Genomic DNA, 16,133 nt, shown 5'->3' on the forward strand with positions numbered 1-16,133 from the left:
ACTACTATGACCTCGGCTGACTTCTGGCTTACTCAACGCTACATCACTGCACCGCTTGTTTCTGTGGAAATTAAACTTATTCCTCTTGTCGGAAACGTGTAGGCCAGATCTCCCCGGGTAAGGATATTAACTTTCGTACCATGTCACCGGTAGCTTTACTGAAAGTAACTTCGAGTAGTGTTGGACTTTAACTTGTCATGCAGTCTTATCCAGTTAGTTCCAGCCTTATAGCTACTTCTTGTTCATCGGTGCAGTACTTTGCCTTAGACTTCCTTCAGATTCCACCTCACAGTGGACACCCTTGTCCTCAGCTCATGGTTCCGACTACTACGGCCCATAGCGGACTCTCATCGCCTAGCTAATACCCATGCCGGGCGCACATAAAAAACGACTGAGAATGAATCTCAGTCGTTAAATCAAAATTTATTTGATTATTGTTCTTCGTACCAGCTGTAGTGGAAGTTACCAGGACGGTCAGTACGTTCGTAAGTGTGAGCACCGAAGTAGTCACGTTGAGCTTGAAGCAAGTTAGCAGGAAGCACTTCTGAACGGTATGAGTCGTAGTAACTAATAGCAGCGCTAAGTGAAGGAACAGGAATACCAGCCTTAACAGCAAGAGCAACAACGTCACGAGTTGCCTTTTGGTACTTCTTAGCAATGTCCTTGAAGTAATCATCAAGAAGCAAGTTCTTCAAGTCTGGGTTCTTAGTGAAAGCATCAGTAATGTTTTGTAAGAATTGTGCACGAATAATGCATCCTGCACGCCAGATTTGAGCTAATTCACCGTACTTAAGGTTCCAGTCGTAACGTTCGGAGTCGATCCGCATTTGTTCGAAACCTTGTGCGTAACTCATAAGCTTACCGAAGTAAAGAGCTTGACGTACTTTTTCAATCATTTCCTTCTTGTCGTCGATTGAAATAGCTTCAGTTTCAACAGGCAATTCTTTGCTTGCTTGTACACGTTCGTCCTTCATCATTGAAATGTAACGAGCGTAAACAGCTTCTGTAATAACTGATTGAGGAGCACCACCATCAAGGGCAGTCATTGAACTCCACTTACCAGTACCCTTGTTAGCACCACGGTCAAGGATCATGTCAACAATAGGCTTGCTCTTGTCGTCACCAAGGTCATCCTTACGAGTAAGGATATCAGCAGTAATGTCAACAAGGTAACTGCTTAATTCACCCTTGTTCCATTCAGCAAAAGTCTTAGCAATGTCATCAACAGGCATCTTTAATACGTTACGCATGATGTTGTAACTTTCGTCGATTAATTCTTCATCACCGTATTCGATACCGTTGTGAACCATCTTAACATAGTGACCAGCACCATTTGGTCCAATGTAAGCAACACATGGCTTGCCATCTTCTTCAGCCTTAGCAGCAATCTTAGTAAGGATTGGAGCAACTAAGTCATAAGCTTCTTTTTGACCACCTGGCATAAGTGAAGGACCGTGAAGGGCACCTAATTCACCACCGGAAACACCCATTCCGATGAAGTTGATACCAGACTTGTCTAACTTAGCGTTACGAGCCATAGTATCGTGGAAGTTAGTGTTACCACCATCGATTAAAACATCACCCTTGTCAAGTAATGGCAATAATTCGTCGATAAGAGCATCAGTTGGCTTACCGGCCTTAACCATCATAAGAATCCGACGAGGCTTTTCTAGTGAGTCTACGAATTCCTTAACAGTGTAGCTAGGTACTAACTTCTTATCGCTGTGGTCACGCATCATATCGTCAGTACGGTTACGGTGACGGTTGTATACACCAACCGTGAAGCCACGACTTTCGATGTTTAGTGCAAGGTTCTTACCCATAACAGCTAAACCAACAACACCAATTTGTGCTTTTTGATCAGACATTAAAGTCACTCTCCTCAATACTTATGTAATATAATTCACAACCTCGATTATAACAAAAATTAAAGATAGTGCAAACGCTAAACATCAATTTTTATTATAAAAAAGTAATTTACAGCAAGAATGCTATAAATTACTTTTAGTAACTAATGATTTAAACGATAAACCCACTTACGTCCATCACGAGCCAAGAGTTCGTCAGAAGCTGCTGGACCCATGGAACCAGGAGTGTAGTTAGGGAATTGAGGCTTTTCAATATCCCAAAGCTTACGGATAACATCGACGAACTTCCATGCATAAGCAATTTCAGCCCATGAGGCAAAGTTTGTGTGGTTACCTTCAAGTGCATCATGGAAAAGACGTTCATATGGTTCTGGAGATTCCTTCTTATCAGAATCACTTTGCAAGAAGCGTAAATCAACAGGTTCTGTTGTGAAGCCTTGACCTGCGCGCTTAGCATTTAATTGGATTGCAAAACCTGAGTTAGGTTCAACAAAAATAGTTAATACATTTGAGTTAAGGGATTGGTCACTTTCAGAACGTGGGTTAGCAAAGATATCGATTAATGGCTTCTTGAAGACAACATCAATACGAGTAAATTTGTCTGCTAACTTCTTACCAGTCCGAACGTAGAATGGTACACCAGACCAACGATAGTTATCAAACATTAACTTAGCAGCAACAAAGGTTTCAGTACCAGATTCTGGATCAACACCATCTTCATGACGGTAAGCGTTAGTTCCATCACCAGCATCATATTGTCCACGGACAAAGTTAGCAGCTGCTTCTGATGGCGTGTAGAGGCGAAGACTACGAAGAGCCTTAATCTTTTCAACTCGAACATCAGCATCAGTAAATGCAACTGGTTGTTCCATTGCTAATTGAGCAACGATTTGCATGATGTGGTTTTGCACCATATCACGTAATGCACCAGATTGGTCATAGTAACCGGCACGTTCTTCAACCCCAAGCTTTTCACTTAAAGTTACTTGGATGTTGTCAATGTAACGATTATTCCAGAGTGATTCAATCATGGTGTTACCAAAACGTAATGCTTGAATGTTTTGAACCATTTCCTTACCAAGGTAGTGGTCAATCCGGAAAATTTGATTTTCACTAAATGTTTGTGATAGTTCATCGTTAAGCTTCTTAGCAGATTCAAAGTCACGACCAAATGGCTTTTCAATAACAAGACGGTTAAAGCCATTGTCAGTTAATAATCCTTGCTTCTTCAAGTTCAAGGCAATAGTACCGAAGAATTGTGGTGCCATTGACATGTAGAAGAGACGGTTGCCTTCAGCGCCAAATTGTTCATCTAATTCAGCAAGGCGTTGCTTAAGGATTTCGTAATGTTCTGGCTTAGTAACATCATGTGACTTGTAGAAAAAGTGTTTTGAGAATGCTTCTGCTTGGCCATCCTCAGTTTCTGGAATGTTGCTAATAGATTCACGAACGATTTGTTGGAATTCTTCGTCAGTTAATGGACGACGGGAAGTTCCTAGTAATGCAAAATGGTCAGCTAGGTAACCCTTTTGATATAACTTGAACAAAGCAGTATAAAGTTTACGCTTTGCAAGGTCACCAGTCGCACCAAATAATGTAATGACAGCCTTATTTTCTGTAGCCAAAATGTTCACTCCTTCTGAAATTTCAGAAAATTCTTATACCGTGACAATTATATACTCTTAAAGCGCAATCTGCACTATCAAAGGAAACGTTTTCTGAGAAGATGTCTTAGAAAGTGAAAATGGACCATCACCGATAAATGGCTTGTTGATTAGTCTTTGGCAAGCGCTTATCAATTAATGGTCTAGATCAAAAAACTTTTAAAAGAAATTTGGAATCGGTTAAAATTATAGCTTATGAAAACAAAACTAACTAAAAAAGCTGGGAAAAATTCCGCAGCTTTGAAAAATATCTTAAACAAATTGTTTACGTTCTGCTATTACACCACAGACTGTAAAGAAGATAGCGGCAATAGCAATCACGATTAAACTTGCAAACCAATTATGTGTTTGTGAATAAAGGTTCCCGACAACGATAGGGCCTAATGCAGAAATTAAGTATCCTACTGATTGAACCATCCCAGAAAGGTTTCGGGTATCAGTGGAACTCTTGGTCTTTAGTCCGAACAAAGTCATTGCAAGAACGAAAGTAGTAGTTGTACCGGCACCAAGAAATAGGGCAACAAATATATAGTAAACAAGGGAATTTACTGGGAAGAACATCATTCCAGTTCCAATTAAAGAAATGGTTCCCGCAAATAGCATAATTGGTTGCCGATTCTTCATCTTGGTGGCAATTACGGGGATTGCAAAAGCAAATGGCATTGATAATAACTGTAATAATCCAGCAACTAAACTTGCATTATCGCTGCTTAATCCGGCATCCATGGCAATTGTAGGCAACCAGGCAACGATACTATAGAAGACGAAACATTGTCCCCCGAAGAATAAGAGTAACCACCATGCATTTGCATTTTTCCACATGTTAGTTCCGCGATCGGTAGAACTGCTTTCGTTAGTGGCGCGTTGATTATAGCGTAAGTTTGGTACCCAGATAATTGCAGCAATTAAAGCAACGATACTAATAATGATAACAGCAGTTTGCCAACTAGTAGCGTGGGTAATTGGAGTAATTGCGTAAGCTCCAATTGCAGCAAATAAAGTCATTGCGACATTATACATCCCTGTTACACTACCAATTTGATTTGGCAACTTATCAGAAATAATTGCAGGTAATAAGACGTTAATACAGGTGATGGCAGCACCGACTAATATTGTTCCGATCATTAACGATGAGAAATTTAAAATTCGCAAATAGGAACCAATAAACATTAAAATCATTGCTAACTCAATCGTTAATTCATTACCAATTCGTTGAGCGAGTGCTGAAACTACTGATGATAGTAATCCGAAACAAAGTAGTGGAATAGTTGTTAAAATTCCTAAGCTAGTAGTTTCAACATTAAAAGTTTGTGCAATGTCTTTAATGACAGATGGTATTGCTGTAATCGGCATACGCATACAAACTCCAAGGAAAAATAGTCCGAGAATTAGAAGTGGGCTATGCTTTTTAATTTTTTCCAAAAAATTCATCCTTTCATCATAAGATTAGCTTGATAATAGACTAGACAATTATATCATAATAGGTCCCTCGTTATGATTAATATCCGGTTAGAAGTGGCTAATCCAATTGGAAGCTGGTTTGACGGAAAGCGATTCAAAATATATAATCAACAATGAATATTTTTGGAGGAACACTATGACGGCTATATACCCATACCTAACATTTGAGAATGCGAAGGAAGCAATGGCTTATTACGAACAAGACTTTGGCGCTCAAATTACATATCACGAGGCTCTGACAAAAGAGCAGGCGGAAAGTCTTGGATTACCAGTTGATCAATTGGACCAGACAACAATGCGTGGTGAATTTATGATTGCTGGTCAAAAAATTATTTGTGCAGATGCAACGATGGGCAATCCCCAAACGTCTACGCTAATTTCAATTTTACTTGATTTTGAAGAAGAGGAAGATAAAGCACGCGATTTGTTTAATCGTTTAGCAAAATCAGACAATCAACGTGTGACGGTACCATTTGGTGATTGGGTCCTAAATAATGTAATGGGGCAGATTGTGGATAAGTATGGGATAACATGGCTGATAAGTGCTAATAAACAAGGCTAAAATAAAAGCGACTTGGATTGGATTTTCCAAGTCGCTTTTATTTTAGAAGTTAGGCGTTAACTTCGCTCCACCGTTTGGCTAAGATAGTATAAATTCGCTCAATATCTTGTGAAGTGCCCCGTAATTCATAATCTGCGAGAAATGGTGCGTCAAAATCTCGCGCATATTTACGAGCGGTTAAGCAATATTGTTCGTTAAAATTCTTATTACCGCTGCCTACTACGCCGATACATTGTTTGGCATTATCGTTGTAGGCAATGTATTCACCTAATGCATTTGTCATAATTTCAGTGAAACCAGAATCGATCCCGTTACCCCCATTTAAATATGTGGGCACGAAAGCAAAGAAGGGTTCTGTCTCATCGGCAGGAAGAGTTTGGTCGCTAACTTCTTTTAATTCAAGAAGTGGACGATCTTCGCTAATACTGTGCTGTTGTTTAGCATATCCCTGCATCCGCGTTAAGAAGGAACGGGTATTTCCCTCAAGCGAGATATAAATAATATTCAGTGGTGCCATGTGAATTTCTTCCTTCTAGTTTAGATTTGTTTTAATATTATAAAATTATTTTAGTAGAATTAAGGATTAAATAAAAGGATAATCTTCTTATTGTTGCCAAAATGTAAAATTTTACTTTGATAAAGTAGTAACGATAAAGCTATCGATATATGAATGGCGATAATCTTGAATTTTTAAATCAAGGTTGGCTAGTTTGATCGTTTCTCCTTCATGAATATTATGATAATTATCTAACACATATCCTGACAAAGTAACCACATCGCTATCTTCAGTATCTTTAAGTTCAACATGGAAGAAGCGTTCAAAGTCATAAATGGTCGTTTTTCCATCAACCCGGTATTGATTTTCACCAATCTTAGAAATCATGTTATCTGAAACATTGTCGATCTCGTCTCTCACCGTTCCAAATAATTCTTCATAAATGTCTTTATCAGTAATAATTCCGCTAGTACCCCCATACTCATCAACAACGACGACCATCGGCACCCGGGTACTAATCATTAACTTAAGAACTTCGGTAATTGGGGTAGTCTCAGGAGTAGTAGGCATATGGCGGAGAACTTTGGCTAAGGATACATCTCCGTTAATTTGTTTTTGCCGAATTAAGTCATAGTTAAAAACATAACCTAAAATCTTATCCTTATCATTATCAGCAACTACCGGTAAGCGGCTATATTTCGTCTTAAGATATAGTTTAATCGCGTCATTTACGGTTTTATTGATATCAATAACTGTTAATTGCGTGCGATCGATCATAATATCTTTAGCAACCTTATCGTTAAAGTCAAAGGCTCGTTCCATATATAGCAAGTCATTGTGTTCAAGCTCACCACCTTTGACAGCGTTTCGAGATAGGCTAATAATCTCACTTTGCGAAAGGACGTCTTGACTCTCATCGGCTGGCTTCATACCTAACATTTTGACAATTCCGTTGGCAGAACTATTGAGCAACCAGACGAAAGGATAAAAAGTAATGTGAAAATAGTGCAATGGGGTGGTAACAAACATCAGGGTCTTAATTGGAATATCAATACTGATGTTTTTAGGTACGATTTCGGTTAAGACCACTTCAAAATATGTTAGAAGAAGAACTCCCACGATGGCACTTATAACATGGATGACACTATTGTTTAGTGACCAGCTTGGCAGCGAGAGAGCATCAGTTAAGAGCTCTTCAATTGTTCCTTCGCCGACCCAACCGAGGATAATTCCACAAATTGAAACCCCTACTTGAGTGGTCGAAAGATATTCCGTTAGATTGGTGACCATTTTGATTGCACGGGTTATTTTCGCAGATGGTTTATCGCGCTTTGCTTGCATTTCTTCTAGGGCCGTTACCCGTGCTTGCACTAAGGCGAACTCGGCTGCTACAAAGAATGCTGCAAAGATAAACGTAATGATGATAATTATAAAATTTGTGAATAGTTGGCCCTCATTCAAAATAACATTCCTCATTTCGATTGGTAAGTACAATTTATGTATATTATTCTACCATTCAAATAAGGTGTTATAAATTAAAGCATGTTAAAAAGAAGGACATGTTTATTTCGTTCATTACCTAAAAAATGATAAGATTAGTAAAGGTAGATAGCTTAGGAAAAGAGGTTATATAGTGAGTAGTATTACAATTAATGATTTAGTCTATGATGCTAAATCAGGAGACCAATTAGATAACGTTTCATTAGAACTAAAGTCACCACAAGTAATCGGAATTTGCAGTAATGATACAGGTGCAGCAGCTGCATTAGAAGATTTATTATCTGTCCGTGGAAAAATTTTAAATGGGGATGTAACAATTAACGGGGTCCCATTCAAAAAATATAAGCGTCAAAGCAAAAATGAAATCGGCCGAATTAATGATGTGGTTTTAAAAGGAAAAACAGTGGAGAAAGCCGTTGACCACGCGTTACGTCATCATAAAAATGCTTTAAAGCCAGAACAAGCACTCCAAATGCTTAAATCATTAAAATTTGAACCTGATCAAATGATTGCTGCATTAAGTGATGCTCAACAACTAGAACTACGGATAGCCCTCCTTCTTACTTGGCAATGTCCAATCGTTATTTTGAGTGATGCCTTTGACGGCTTGGAGGAAGATAAACGGCAAATGATTGGTCACCTTGTTAAAGATTATGCTCAAAAGGTCGATGCCTTAGTGCTTTTCACAAGTAAAAATATTTCAACATTGATGCGGTTTGCTCATACTCTTTATTACTTTAATGGCAGTCATTTGACTTCTGCACGTGATTTATCGATGAATGATGGAGTAGATTGTACTGTTACAGTAATGGGAACTGGTTTCCCAATCGACAATGCAGTAAAGCTAGGGGCGCACATGTTGGAAGAAGCAGGTAATGAGACCCGTTTTCTTTTCACTGGAAATATTCAAACATTATTGCCATTACTAGAGCAAAGCACCATTACTGACGTCAGAATTGAAGATGCAACGATTGAAGATGAATTGATGGCTTACTAATAGATTTGGAGGTTGTGATGGGTCGGATAGTTTTTATTAGTCACCGGCATGACGATTTAGTACCAACTATTATCAAAAGGGTTCCAGAAGCGGTTGCGCTCACTAGTTTTAAATTTGAAATTCAACGTGGGGATGTGTTGTGTTGGCTTCCTACTGTTAATGAGTATGTAGATGATGAAGTGCAAGAGTTAGCTGAATTGATCGATTGCTCACTGTTTTTACCATCAAAAATAGTAATGCTTTCGATTGCAGGAACAGCAGATGATGCGACCAATCAGCAACTACAGGAATGGTATGGACAACAGGCAACTCAGGCGGTCCTTGCTCATCAATATGCGGTTAAAATGATTGATGAATTTGAGTTACCATATACTATTATTAGAGCTTTGCCAATTACTAATGAAGAAACTTCTCTTAAGGTTGTTAGTGAAGGGGAGGCTTTAGAAGGCAAAGAGATTGGATTAGGACAAGTAGCACAGATAATTGAACAAGCAGTTACTACCGATGATTTTCGGAATCAATCGATTGGAATTGCCCCATAAGAAAGCAGGTTGTGATATGGATAAATTAGAAGAATATCAACGATGGCAAAATAATTTAGCACGGGTGCGATTTCCACGATGGAAAGAATTACCTACACTAGGTTTGTATGTTGACCAGGTGGTGGCAATTGTAAATGAACAATTGAACCATTTGGGAATTGAACCACTTACAAAATCAATGGTAAATAATTATGTAAAAAAGAAAGTTATTCAAGCACCAATCAAGAAAAAGTATGCTGTTAACCAATTAGTAGATCTTTTACTTATTGGATTATTAAAATCAAATTTTTCACTAGATGATATCCGTGCAGGAATTGCTCAGGTTACTATGAATTCTTATCCGCAGGCTGCGTATGACCGTTTTGTCGAAATCTTAAATGCACTTTTAGCGGGAGAAGAAATTCCAAGCAATAACGTGATTAATCCACAAAATGATCGTTTAATGACATTAGCACTGAAATCAGTTTTATCGCGAATGGATGCAGCTCAATTATTAACAGCCATGCAAAAAGTCGCTCAGCCTGTGCCGTTGGAAAATAATTAAAGTTAATTGTTTTGTTGCAATTACAACAAAAACGTTTTAATATTGTAGACAAGGAGAATTTTTATCAATGATTGATATTTTACGTGAAATAGGGATGATTGATCGAGCCCTTGATTCGATTGCCAATATTGAGTTCAAGCAAATCGATTTAGCACGTGGTCAATACCTATATGTTGTTCGTATTTATGAGCATCCAGGAATTATTTCAGAACAATTATCAAACTTGATAAAAGTAGACCGAACAACGATTGCCCGTGCTGTTAAAAAGCTTGAAAAAAACGGCTTTATTGAAAGAAAAAGTGATCCGACGAATAAGAAAATTAAACGACTTTATGTTACTCAAAAGGGGAAAGAGATTTATCCTTTTATTATTCGTGAAAACCAATTTTCAAATAGGGAGGCATTGAAAGGCTTCTCGGAAAAAGAGGCTCAACAGGTTCATGATTATCTAGTTCGTATCCGGCAAAATATTGATGGTGATTGGGATACCGTAAAGCATGGGGGCAAACGTCAATACTAATTTATAAAGAGGAGATTATTTTTATGAAGCAAGTGACGATTGATCCAAGTTTTTGGGAACTTTTTCCAGATGCACAAGTAAACATCTTGTTTGCAAATGGCATTGATAACCATGATACTGATAACAACTATGATGAACGGAAGAAGCTATTAGCAAATGCTACTCATGAGGCTGATAAGTTTTTAACTAATGAAACTTTTCGTCTGAATCCAGTTGTTGATCAATGGCGTCAAGCATTTCAACAGTTTAAGAAAAAGAAAGGTGCGCGCTCATCAATTGAGGCCTTATTGAAGCGTGCCAATCAAGGACGGAAATTTGAACCAATTGAACCTCTTGTTGATGTCTACAATAGTATTTCCTTGAGCTACGGTGTTCCAGTAGGTATCGAAGACCGAAATAAGATTGCTGGCGACCTTCATTTGGGTGTTGCAAAAGGTGGCGAAGCATTTCGGCCAGTTGGTGCTGAAGAAGATGAACCTGCTTTGGAGGGCGAAGTTATTTATTATGACGATGAAGGAGCTGTTTGTCGTTGTCTAAACTGGCGTGAAGCTCAACGAACAATGTTGACAGAAGATTCTCAAAATGTAGTTGCAGTTATGGAAGCAATTAATCCAGAACAAATTGAACGCGCTAATGAAGCAATGGAAGAATTGAGCAAGCTAATTAACCAGTACTTTGGTGTAAATGCATCACAAGTTTATCGCCTGACTAAAGATCAGCCTGTTGCAGAGGTTCCAGATAATTTATAAAAAATGAAAAAATGGGAGCGAGACAGAAGTCACTTGTGACTTCGTTTTCGAGCCCCCGCAAGCAATAATAGGCCTCCAATATTCGGTTTTGCCGGACGTTGGAGGCCATTATTGTACTGCGTATTTGCTTTTTATGAAAGTAACTTAACTTATGTCACAGTCCCTTTTTGAATTGTTCTTCTATTTTTTGCATCAGCACTTAATAATTTATAAAGGGCTGCAAATAAAGGAACAGTGAACATCATTCCAAGAATTCCGGAAATTCCCCCACCAATAATAACTGCGGCAAATACCCATACACTCGGTAGCCCAATTGATCTTCCAACAACTAGTGGATAGGTAATGCGGTTATCTAACTGTTGAAGGAGAATAATAAAGATCAAGAAAATACCAGCTTGAAGTGGAGAAACGGCAAAGATGATAACTACTCCGACACTAGCCCCGAGGATGGCGCCGATGATTGGGATTAAAGCACCAAATGCAGTTACAACTCCGATCATGGAGGCATAAGGCATTCGTAAGATCGTCATTCCGATAAAACACGAGACTCCAAGAATAGCAGCATCTTTACATTGCCCAATAATATAGTTACTGTAACTTTCATCAAAAACTTTCAGAACTCTAATTATTTGTGACTGGTATCGGCTAAAGTATGTTGAAAGTAATTTTGTAAACTGGCGTTGCAACATTTCTTTATAAATCAAGAGGTAGATTGAAAAGAAAAACGCAATAATTGCAGTTGTGGCAGCCGAAAATACAGATGAGGCTGTTGAAATAACCGTACGGAAAGTCCCACCAACGCCAGACGTAAGATATTTACCAATTTTATCCCATTGAATTTTACTAGCATCAAAGCTATTGATGAAGCCTTTAAAATCACTGCTATGTTCAAAGTAATCGATAAAATGGTTAATAATGTGACTGTGATTTGCAATAAGCAGTTTTACACACGTAATAAGTTCGGGAATTACCAGGGCAAAAACGACGGCGATTATTAGGATGATTGTTAAGTAAGACATCACTATTCCAACCGGCCGTTTGAATTTTTGCGCACTTGGTTTCTTGAATAAAGATAAGTAGAAGTGTTCATATTGTTTTAATAGTAAGTTAACAATATAGGCAAGAATTGCTCCTATTAAAAGCGGCACGGTTGCAGAAAAAATTGTTTGGATAAATTTAGCGACAATTTCCCAATAGGTGATTGCTAAGTAGAGGACAAATAGGGCTAATACTAAAGAAATATGACGGCGATTGATATATTGCTTCACGATAACTCTCCTCTATTATTAAGCTTTTGATAAAGTTTAAGTAAATAGTTATGACTGTCGATTTGTTCACGACAATTATTTTGATCATGTAAGTTAATTTCATAAATACTAGTAGCAATTGGGTTTAAGTGAGGCAAAACATTAGCCCAGTCAATTTTACCGGTGCCGAGAGTAAGGCTATCATGAGTTTTGCCCATTGAATCAACTAGGTGATAGTGAACGGTACGATCTTTTAAGTGTTCTAGGGATGCTACTAATTTCTGGTTATTCCCATGAAGCTCAATAAAACAATGGGAGGTATCAAAGGCAAGTCGATAATTTTGTGCAAGAATTTCATCTTCTTGAAGAGGATCGCCGTAAGCAAAGACTGGTGCAATTGAGTTTTCAAACATGATATGATCACCGCCAGCATCTGCAAAACGATCCAACCGCTGATAGACAGCATCTCGGGCAGCTTCTACACTGGGATAAAGTGAAACAAAGTAACGTGATTCAGGACCGGCATAACCACCATGAACCAAAACTTGAACATCGAGGTCATCGGCTAAGTAAAGGAGCTTTTCAGTTGTAAATTCGATGAAGCGGTATAGGTCGGGGTACTGTTTTTCAGGGGCCACTACTTCTGAATGATGATCCTGAAACTTCATTGGGTGATGTAGAATAATATTTTTAATTCCAGCATCTTTAACGTATTGAATTGCATCATAGAGACGATGATAACCCTCATCAGTAAAGTCATCAGCATCAGTGTAAAATTCATAAGTAGTAGGATTGTACTGTAAGCGATCCTCAATTTGGTCTAGTTGACTGCTTCCTTTTAATCCTAATTGTGGTAAAAACATAAAAATTTACCTCCTAAAACTAACTACTATTTATCTTACCAGATTTTGAGCAATTTCTTATGGTAAGATACCATATTGAGGAGGTGTTTCACATGGAACAATGGTTGCCGCGTCAGCCATTAATCTTGACACCAACTATTCCATTGATGTGGACAGTGGGATGGCTTTGTACAATGTCAGCATATATTATTTTAGGTGGACAACCCCCATCCCCAAATCAGTTGCAGGACTCTGTTTTACTGGTTTCAGCTGTCATTTTAGTGATGAATATGTATAATCTGATATTAATTTATCAACGAGCAGAAAAGTATCGAAATCTGTCCCCTTATGCACCAAGGGCTTTGTTATTAGCTATTATTTTAATTATTTCGATTGTCTTAGCTTGGGGACAGCCTAAAGTAGTACTAATTCCTAGCTACTTAAATATATGGGTCATGATATTTATCGTTTTAAATTTCTTACAAGCTCTTTTGGGACAATTTTTTGCTCTCCTGGAACGACCGCAATCACGCCGAAAATTTGCTTCGATGTATTGGCCAATAGTAGTTCTATGCGCTGCAGGGATTGTAACTCCGCCAAGTTTAGAATTACATAATGGTTGGACTTTACCGTTTATTATTGGTGATTGCATTTTACTCATCTTCTTTATTGCAAGAAGTTGGCAAGAGATACCAAGAATACTTGTTAAGGTTCCAGCTAATAACAGTATTATTTATGAACTGTTAGTTGGGATTAATCTTGCAACAATAATTTCAACGGTGATGAGTGGAGTCCTTTTTATTATTTTTAGCTTTATTAGTAATGAAATAAGCGGAGTGTCGGTGTCCTTTGCGCTTAGTCCAACAATAAATGGAATCAGTGGATTAATAATAGGAGCTATGCAACGTTATAATAATGATTATCGGTACGGACACGTAAAAGGACATCCGCAAAGATATATTTACTGTGGGATTTTCTTGGTGATTATTTTCATAGGACTAGGTTTTATTTTAAGAAAAGCTAATAATTTCTGGTAAGGAACATGATTTTTTTGTGTATTAATTTGTAAAATATTGCCGTTATTGAACAGTTAATCCAATAAAGACAATAAAATACATAATTAATGTGTTAGCATTATATGTATAGAAAACGCATACAATTTGGAAATAATATAAAAAGGTTGGTGTTTAGACATGCATGGATTTATTGGCGAATTTTTTGGCACCATGGTTTTAATCCTATTAGGAGCAGGATGTTGTGCTGGTAATAGTTTGAATAAAACATATGGGAAACAAAGTGGCTGGTGGTTTATCTGTATTTCATGGGGCTTAGCAGTTACAATGGGAGTTTATGTTGCAGGATTTCTGGGTTCATTAGGGCACTTAAATCCCGCTGTAACAATTCCTTTTGCTATTTTTGGCTTATTCCCATGGAGTAACGTTATACCTTACTTACTTGGTCAATTTCTTGGTGCGTTTGTTGGTGCAGTATTAGTAATTATTCAATTCTATCCACAATTTAAAGCAACCCCAAATGAGGAAGAAGGAAATAATGTTGGTATTTTTGCTACTCGTCCAGCGATAAATAGTCCAATTTTCAACTTTTTCTCAGAAGTGATTGCGACCTTTGCATTTATTTTCATCTTATTAAATCTTGGTAACTTTACACAGGGATTGAAGCCATTTATCGTAGGAATGGTTATTGCAGTTGTTGGTACATGTCTCGGGACAACTACTGGCTTTGCCTTAAACCCAGCTCGTGATTGGTCACCACGTTTAGCATATACTATTTTGCCAATTCCTAATAAGGGTGTTTCAGAATGGTGGTATGCATGGGTTCCAATATGTGGCCCAATTGTTGGGGGCCTTCTTGCTTGTGCTTTACAAACGGCACTAGTTTAGTGAACAAAAAAGCTCGATTATTAGTCTTGCACTAATAGTCGGGCTTTTTAAGAAAGATTAATAATTATTAGCCAACCTTAACCGGTGTGTCAGCTTCTTCACCATTAATTAATTTAAGGTTATTGTCAAAGGCATTAAGAACCATGTTGCGGACAGCATGAGTAGTGTAGAAAGCGGTATGTGGAGTAACAAGGACGTTTGAACGATCGATAAGGTCTTTAAGTCGCTTGTCAGGGAAGTCCTTGCCACGCCAATCTTCGTTAAAGATTCCAACTTCATCTTCGTAAGTGTCCATGATAAAGCCAAAGATCTTTCCACTATCAAGTCCTTCGATTACAGCATCAGTATCAACTAATGCGCCTCGTGAACAGTTAACAATTACAACATTGTCTTTCATTTTAGCAATTGCGTCTTTATCAATCATATGGAAGTTCTCTTTGGTAGCCGGAACGTGAAGAGAAACCACATCAGCTTGAACATATAGATCATCAAGGCTGTCAACGTAATATCCTTGCTTCTTTAATTCTGGATTTTCAAATGGGTCATATGCAATTACCTTAGCACCGAAGCCTTCCATAATTTGCATATAAACACGTCCGATATGGCCAGTTCCGATAACACCAACAGTTTGATCACGCACTTCTCGACCAATTGTTGGGGCCCAACGTAAATCGCCATTAGCAATCTTTTCATCTAAGACCTTGGTTTGGCGAAGAATTCGGGCTGTTTGAATAGCAGCATGTTCGGCAATTGCGTTTGGTGAGTAAACAGGAACATTGGTAATTTCAAAACCAAGTTCTTTTGCCTTAGCCATGTCAATGTTATCAACACCAACATTACGTAGTGACATCTTTGTAATACCTTCGTCAGCCAGTGCTTGTAGCGTTTCTGGTGTGTAATCGAGTTGTTGGTAAACGACTACCCCGTCAGCTCCTTTAGCTTTTGCGGCAGTTTCAGGAGTTAAGAGTTCATCCGTATATTCTACTTCTACTTCGGGATGATCCTTAGCCCATTCTTTAACGTAAGGTTCTTCATCTTTTCGGATACTAAAAGCAAAAATTTTTTTAACCATAAATATCTATCTTCTTTCTGTATGTGCCAAAAGTGTGTAATTGCTTTCAAATAATATTCTATCTTATACAAAAGTGTTAATCAAAGGGATTATCAGAATAAAAGCTAATTTTTTAAAAAGTCTGTATAATAGTTCAAGATGACTAAAAATAGATGAAGGAAGGATTGT

At 38.0% G+C, this 16,133-nt stretch carries 16 protein-coding genes; 8 read left to right on the forward strand and 8 right to left on the reverse strand.

The window, feature by feature from the left end:
- Positions 1-431: 431 nt before the first annotated feature.
- The 3 genes from gndA to LMB56_RS04430 form a co-directional block, all read right to left on the reverse strand.
- The gene (gene gndA / locus LMB56_RS04420; RefSeq protein ID WP_003664947.1) at positions 432-1,868 is read right to left on the reverse strand and encodes an NADP-dependent phosphogluconate dehydrogenase; all 1,437 of its coding nucleotides are present in this window, start codon (positions 1,866-1,868) and stop codon (positions 432-434) included.
- A gap of 143 nt (positions 1,869-2,011) precedes the next feature.
- Positions 2,012-3,493: a glucose-6-phosphate dehydrogenase gene (gene zwf, locus LMB56_RS04425; RefSeq protein ID WP_003664946.1), complete on the reverse strand. Its 1,482-nt coding sequence runs from the start codon at positions 3,491-3,493 to the stop codon at positions 2,012-2,014.
- A gap of 291 nt (positions 3,494-3,784) precedes the next feature.
- Complete coding sequence (locus LMB56_RS04430) at positions 3,785-4,963, reverse strand: CynX/NimT family MFS transporter (protein WP_065533375.1); 1,179 nt, start codon at positions 4,961-4,963, stop codon at positions 3,785-3,787.
- A gap of 166 nt (positions 4,964-5,129) precedes the next feature.
- Between LMB56_RS04430 and LMB56_RS04435 the strand changes: the two genes are divergently transcribed.
- The gene (locus LMB56_RS04435) at positions 5,130-5,555 is read left to right on the forward strand and encodes a VOC family protein (protein WP_003675206.1); all 426 of its coding nucleotides are present in this window, start codon (positions 5,130-5,132) and stop codon (positions 5,553-5,555) included.
- A 49-nt stretch (positions 5,556-5,604) separates the two neighbouring features.
- On the opposite strand, the gene nrdI is transcribed toward LMB56_RS04435, so the two are convergent.
- Both nrdI and LMB56_RS04445 read right to left on the reverse strand, forming a co-directional pair.
- The gene (gene nrdI, locus LMB56_RS04440) at positions 5,605-6,072 is read right to left on the reverse strand and encodes a class Ib ribonucleoside-diphosphate reductase assembly flavoprotein NrdI (RefSeq protein ID WP_229283885.1); all 468 of its coding nucleotides are present in this window, start codon (positions 6,070-6,072) and stop codon (positions 5,605-5,607) included.
- 111 nt (positions 6,073-6,183) lie between these two features.
- The gene (locus tag LMB56_RS04445; protein ID WP_229283945.1) at positions 6,184-7,527 is read right to left on the reverse strand and encodes a hemolysin family protein; all 1,344 of its coding nucleotides are present in this window, start codon (positions 7,525-7,527) and stop codon (positions 6,184-6,186) included.
- Between the two features lie 157 nt (positions 7,528-7,684).
- Between LMB56_RS04445 and LMB56_RS04450 the strand changes: the two genes are divergently transcribed.
- The 5 genes from LMB56_RS04450 to LMB56_RS04470 all read left to right on the forward strand — a co-directional run bounded on the left by LMB56_RS04450 (position 7,685) and on the right by LMB56_RS04470 (position 10,903).
- On the forward strand, positions 7,685-8,548 hold the full coding sequence (locus LMB56_RS04450; RefSeq protein ID WP_229283886.1) for a P-loop NTPase family protein: 864 nt from the start codon (positions 7,685-7,687) through the stop codon (positions 8,546-8,548).
- A gap of 17 nt (positions 8,549-8,565) precedes the next feature.
- Positions 8,566-9,090 (forward strand): NAD(P)H-binding protein, encoded by a 525-nt coding sequence (locus LMB56_RS04455; RefSeq protein WP_229283887.1) that lies wholly within the window; start codon positions 8,566-8,568, stop codon positions 9,088-9,090.
- Entirely contained in the window at positions 9,053-9,634 is a 582-nt protein-coding gene (locus tag LMB56_RS04460; RefSeq protein ID WP_229283888.1) for a DUF1836 domain-containing protein, read from the forward strand. The genes LMB56_RS04455 and LMB56_RS04460 overlap by 38 nt, the downstream gene beginning before the upstream one ends.
- A gap of 67 nt (positions 9,635-9,701) precedes the next feature.
- Entirely contained in the window at positions 9,702-10,154 is a 453-nt protein-coding gene (locus tag LMB56_RS04465) for a MarR family winged helix-turn-helix transcriptional regulator (protein ID WP_035169052.1), read from the forward strand.
- A 23-nt stretch (positions 10,155-10,177) separates the two neighbouring features.
- A complete protein-coding gene (locus LMB56_RS04470) occupies positions 10,178-10,903 on the forward strand; it encodes a B3/B4 domain-containing protein (RefSeq protein WP_003669212.1) in 726 nt (241 codons plus the stop codon).
- A 149-nt stretch (positions 10,904-11,052) separates the two neighbouring features.
- On the opposite strand, the gene LMB56_RS04475 is transcribed toward LMB56_RS04470, so the two are convergent.
- Both LMB56_RS04475 and LMB56_RS04480 read right to left on the reverse strand, forming a co-directional pair.
- A complete protein-coding gene (locus LMB56_RS04475; RefSeq protein WP_229272967.1) occupies positions 11,053-12,171 on the reverse strand; it encodes an AI-2E family transporter in 1,119 nt (372 codons plus the stop codon).
- Positions 12,168-13,013, reverse strand: a complete 846-nt coding sequence (locus LMB56_RS04480) for a sugar phosphate isomerase/epimerase family protein (protein ID WP_229272966.1) — start codon at positions 13,011-13,013, stop codon at positions 12,168-12,170. Before LMB56_RS04480 ends, LMB56_RS04475 begins: the two co-directional genes overlap by 4 nt.
- Before the next feature lie 59 nt (positions 13,014-13,072).
- Between LMB56_RS04480 and LMB56_RS04485 the strand changes: the two genes are divergently transcribed.
- Positions 13,073-14,029, forward strand: coding sequence for a hypothetical protein (locus LMB56_RS04485; RefSeq protein ID WP_153702797.1), 957 nt, complete (start codon positions 13,073-13,075; stop codon positions 14,027-14,029).
- A gap of 156 nt (positions 14,030-14,185) precedes the next feature.
- On the forward strand, positions 14,186-14,893 hold the full coding sequence (locus LMB56_RS04490; protein ID WP_229283889.1) for an MIP/aquaporin family protein: 708 nt from the start codon (positions 14,186-14,188) through the stop codon (positions 14,891-14,893).
- 67 nt (positions 14,894-14,960) lie between these two features.
- Here LMB56_RS04490 and LMB56_RS04495 read toward each other — a convergent pair whose 3' ends face one another.
- Positions 14,961-15,965 (reverse strand): D-2-hydroxyacid dehydrogenase, encoded by a 1,005-nt coding sequence (locus tag LMB56_RS04495; RefSeq protein ID WP_229283890.1) that lies wholly within the window; start codon positions 15,963-15,965, stop codon positions 14,961-14,963.
- Positions 15,966-16,133 lie beyond the last annotated feature (168 nt).

The organism is Limosilactobacillus reuteri, from assembly GCF_020785355.1.
Lineage (GTDB): Bacteria > Bacillota > Bacilli > Lactobacillales > Lactobacillaceae > Limosilactobacillus > Limosilactobacillus reuteri_I.

What these genes read in the sequence shown, in the direction of transcription:
- LMB56_RS04480 (WP_229272966.1), bottom strand. Translation starts at nt 13,013, where the DNA reads ATGTTTTTACCACAATTAGGATTAAAAGGAAGCAGTCAACTAGACCAA.
- LMB56_RS04455 (WP_229283887.1), top strand. Translation starts at nt 8,566, where the DNA reads ATGGGTCGGATAGTTTTTATTAGTCACCGGCATGACGATTTAGTACCA.
- LMB56_RS04430 (WP_065533375.1), bottom strand. Translation starts at nt 4,963, where the DNA reads ATGAATTTTTTGGAAAAAATTAAAAAGCATAGCCCACTTCTAATTCTC.
- LMB56_RS04490 (WP_229283889.1), top strand. Translation starts at nt 14,186, where the DNA reads ATGCATGGATTTATTGGCGAATTTTTTGGCACCATGGTTTTAATCCTA.
- nrdI (WP_229283885.1), bottom strand. Translation starts at nt 6,072, where the DNA reads ATGGCACCACTGAATATTATTTATATCTCGCTTGAGGGAAATACCCGT.
- LMB56_RS04465 (WP_035169052.1), top strand. Translation starts at nt 9,702, where the DNA reads ATGATTGATATTTTACGTGAAATAGGGATGATTGATCGAGCCCTTGAT.
- LMB56_RS04445 (WP_229283945.1), bottom strand. Translation starts at nt 7,527, where the DNA reads ATGAGGAATGTTATTTTGAATGAGGGCCAACTATTCACAAATTTTATA.
- LMB56_RS04495 (WP_229283890.1), bottom strand. Translation starts at nt 15,965, where the DNA reads ATGGTTAAAAAAATTTTTGCTTTTAGTATCCGAAAAGATGAAGAACCT.
- gndA (WP_003664947.1), bottom strand. Translation starts at nt 1,868, where the DNA reads ATGTCTGATCAAAAAGCACAAATTGGTGTTGTTGGTTTAGCTGTTATG.
- LMB56_RS04435 (WP_003675206.1), top strand. Translation starts at nt 5,130, where the DNA reads ATGACGGCTATATACCCATACCTAACATTTGAGAATGCGAAGGAAGCA.
- LMB56_RS04485 (WP_153702797.1), top strand. Translation starts at nt 13,073, where the DNA reads ATGGTAAGATACCATATTGAGGAGGTGTTTCACATGGAACAATGGTTG.
- LMB56_RS04460 (WP_229283888.1), top strand. Translation starts at nt 9,053, where the DNA reads ATGATTTTCGGAATCAATCGATTGGAATTGCCCCATAAGAAAGCAGGT.
- LMB56_RS04470 (WP_003669212.1), top strand. Translation starts at nt 10,178, where the DNA reads ATGAAGCAAGTGACGATTGATCCAAGTTTTTGGGAACTTTTTCCAGAT.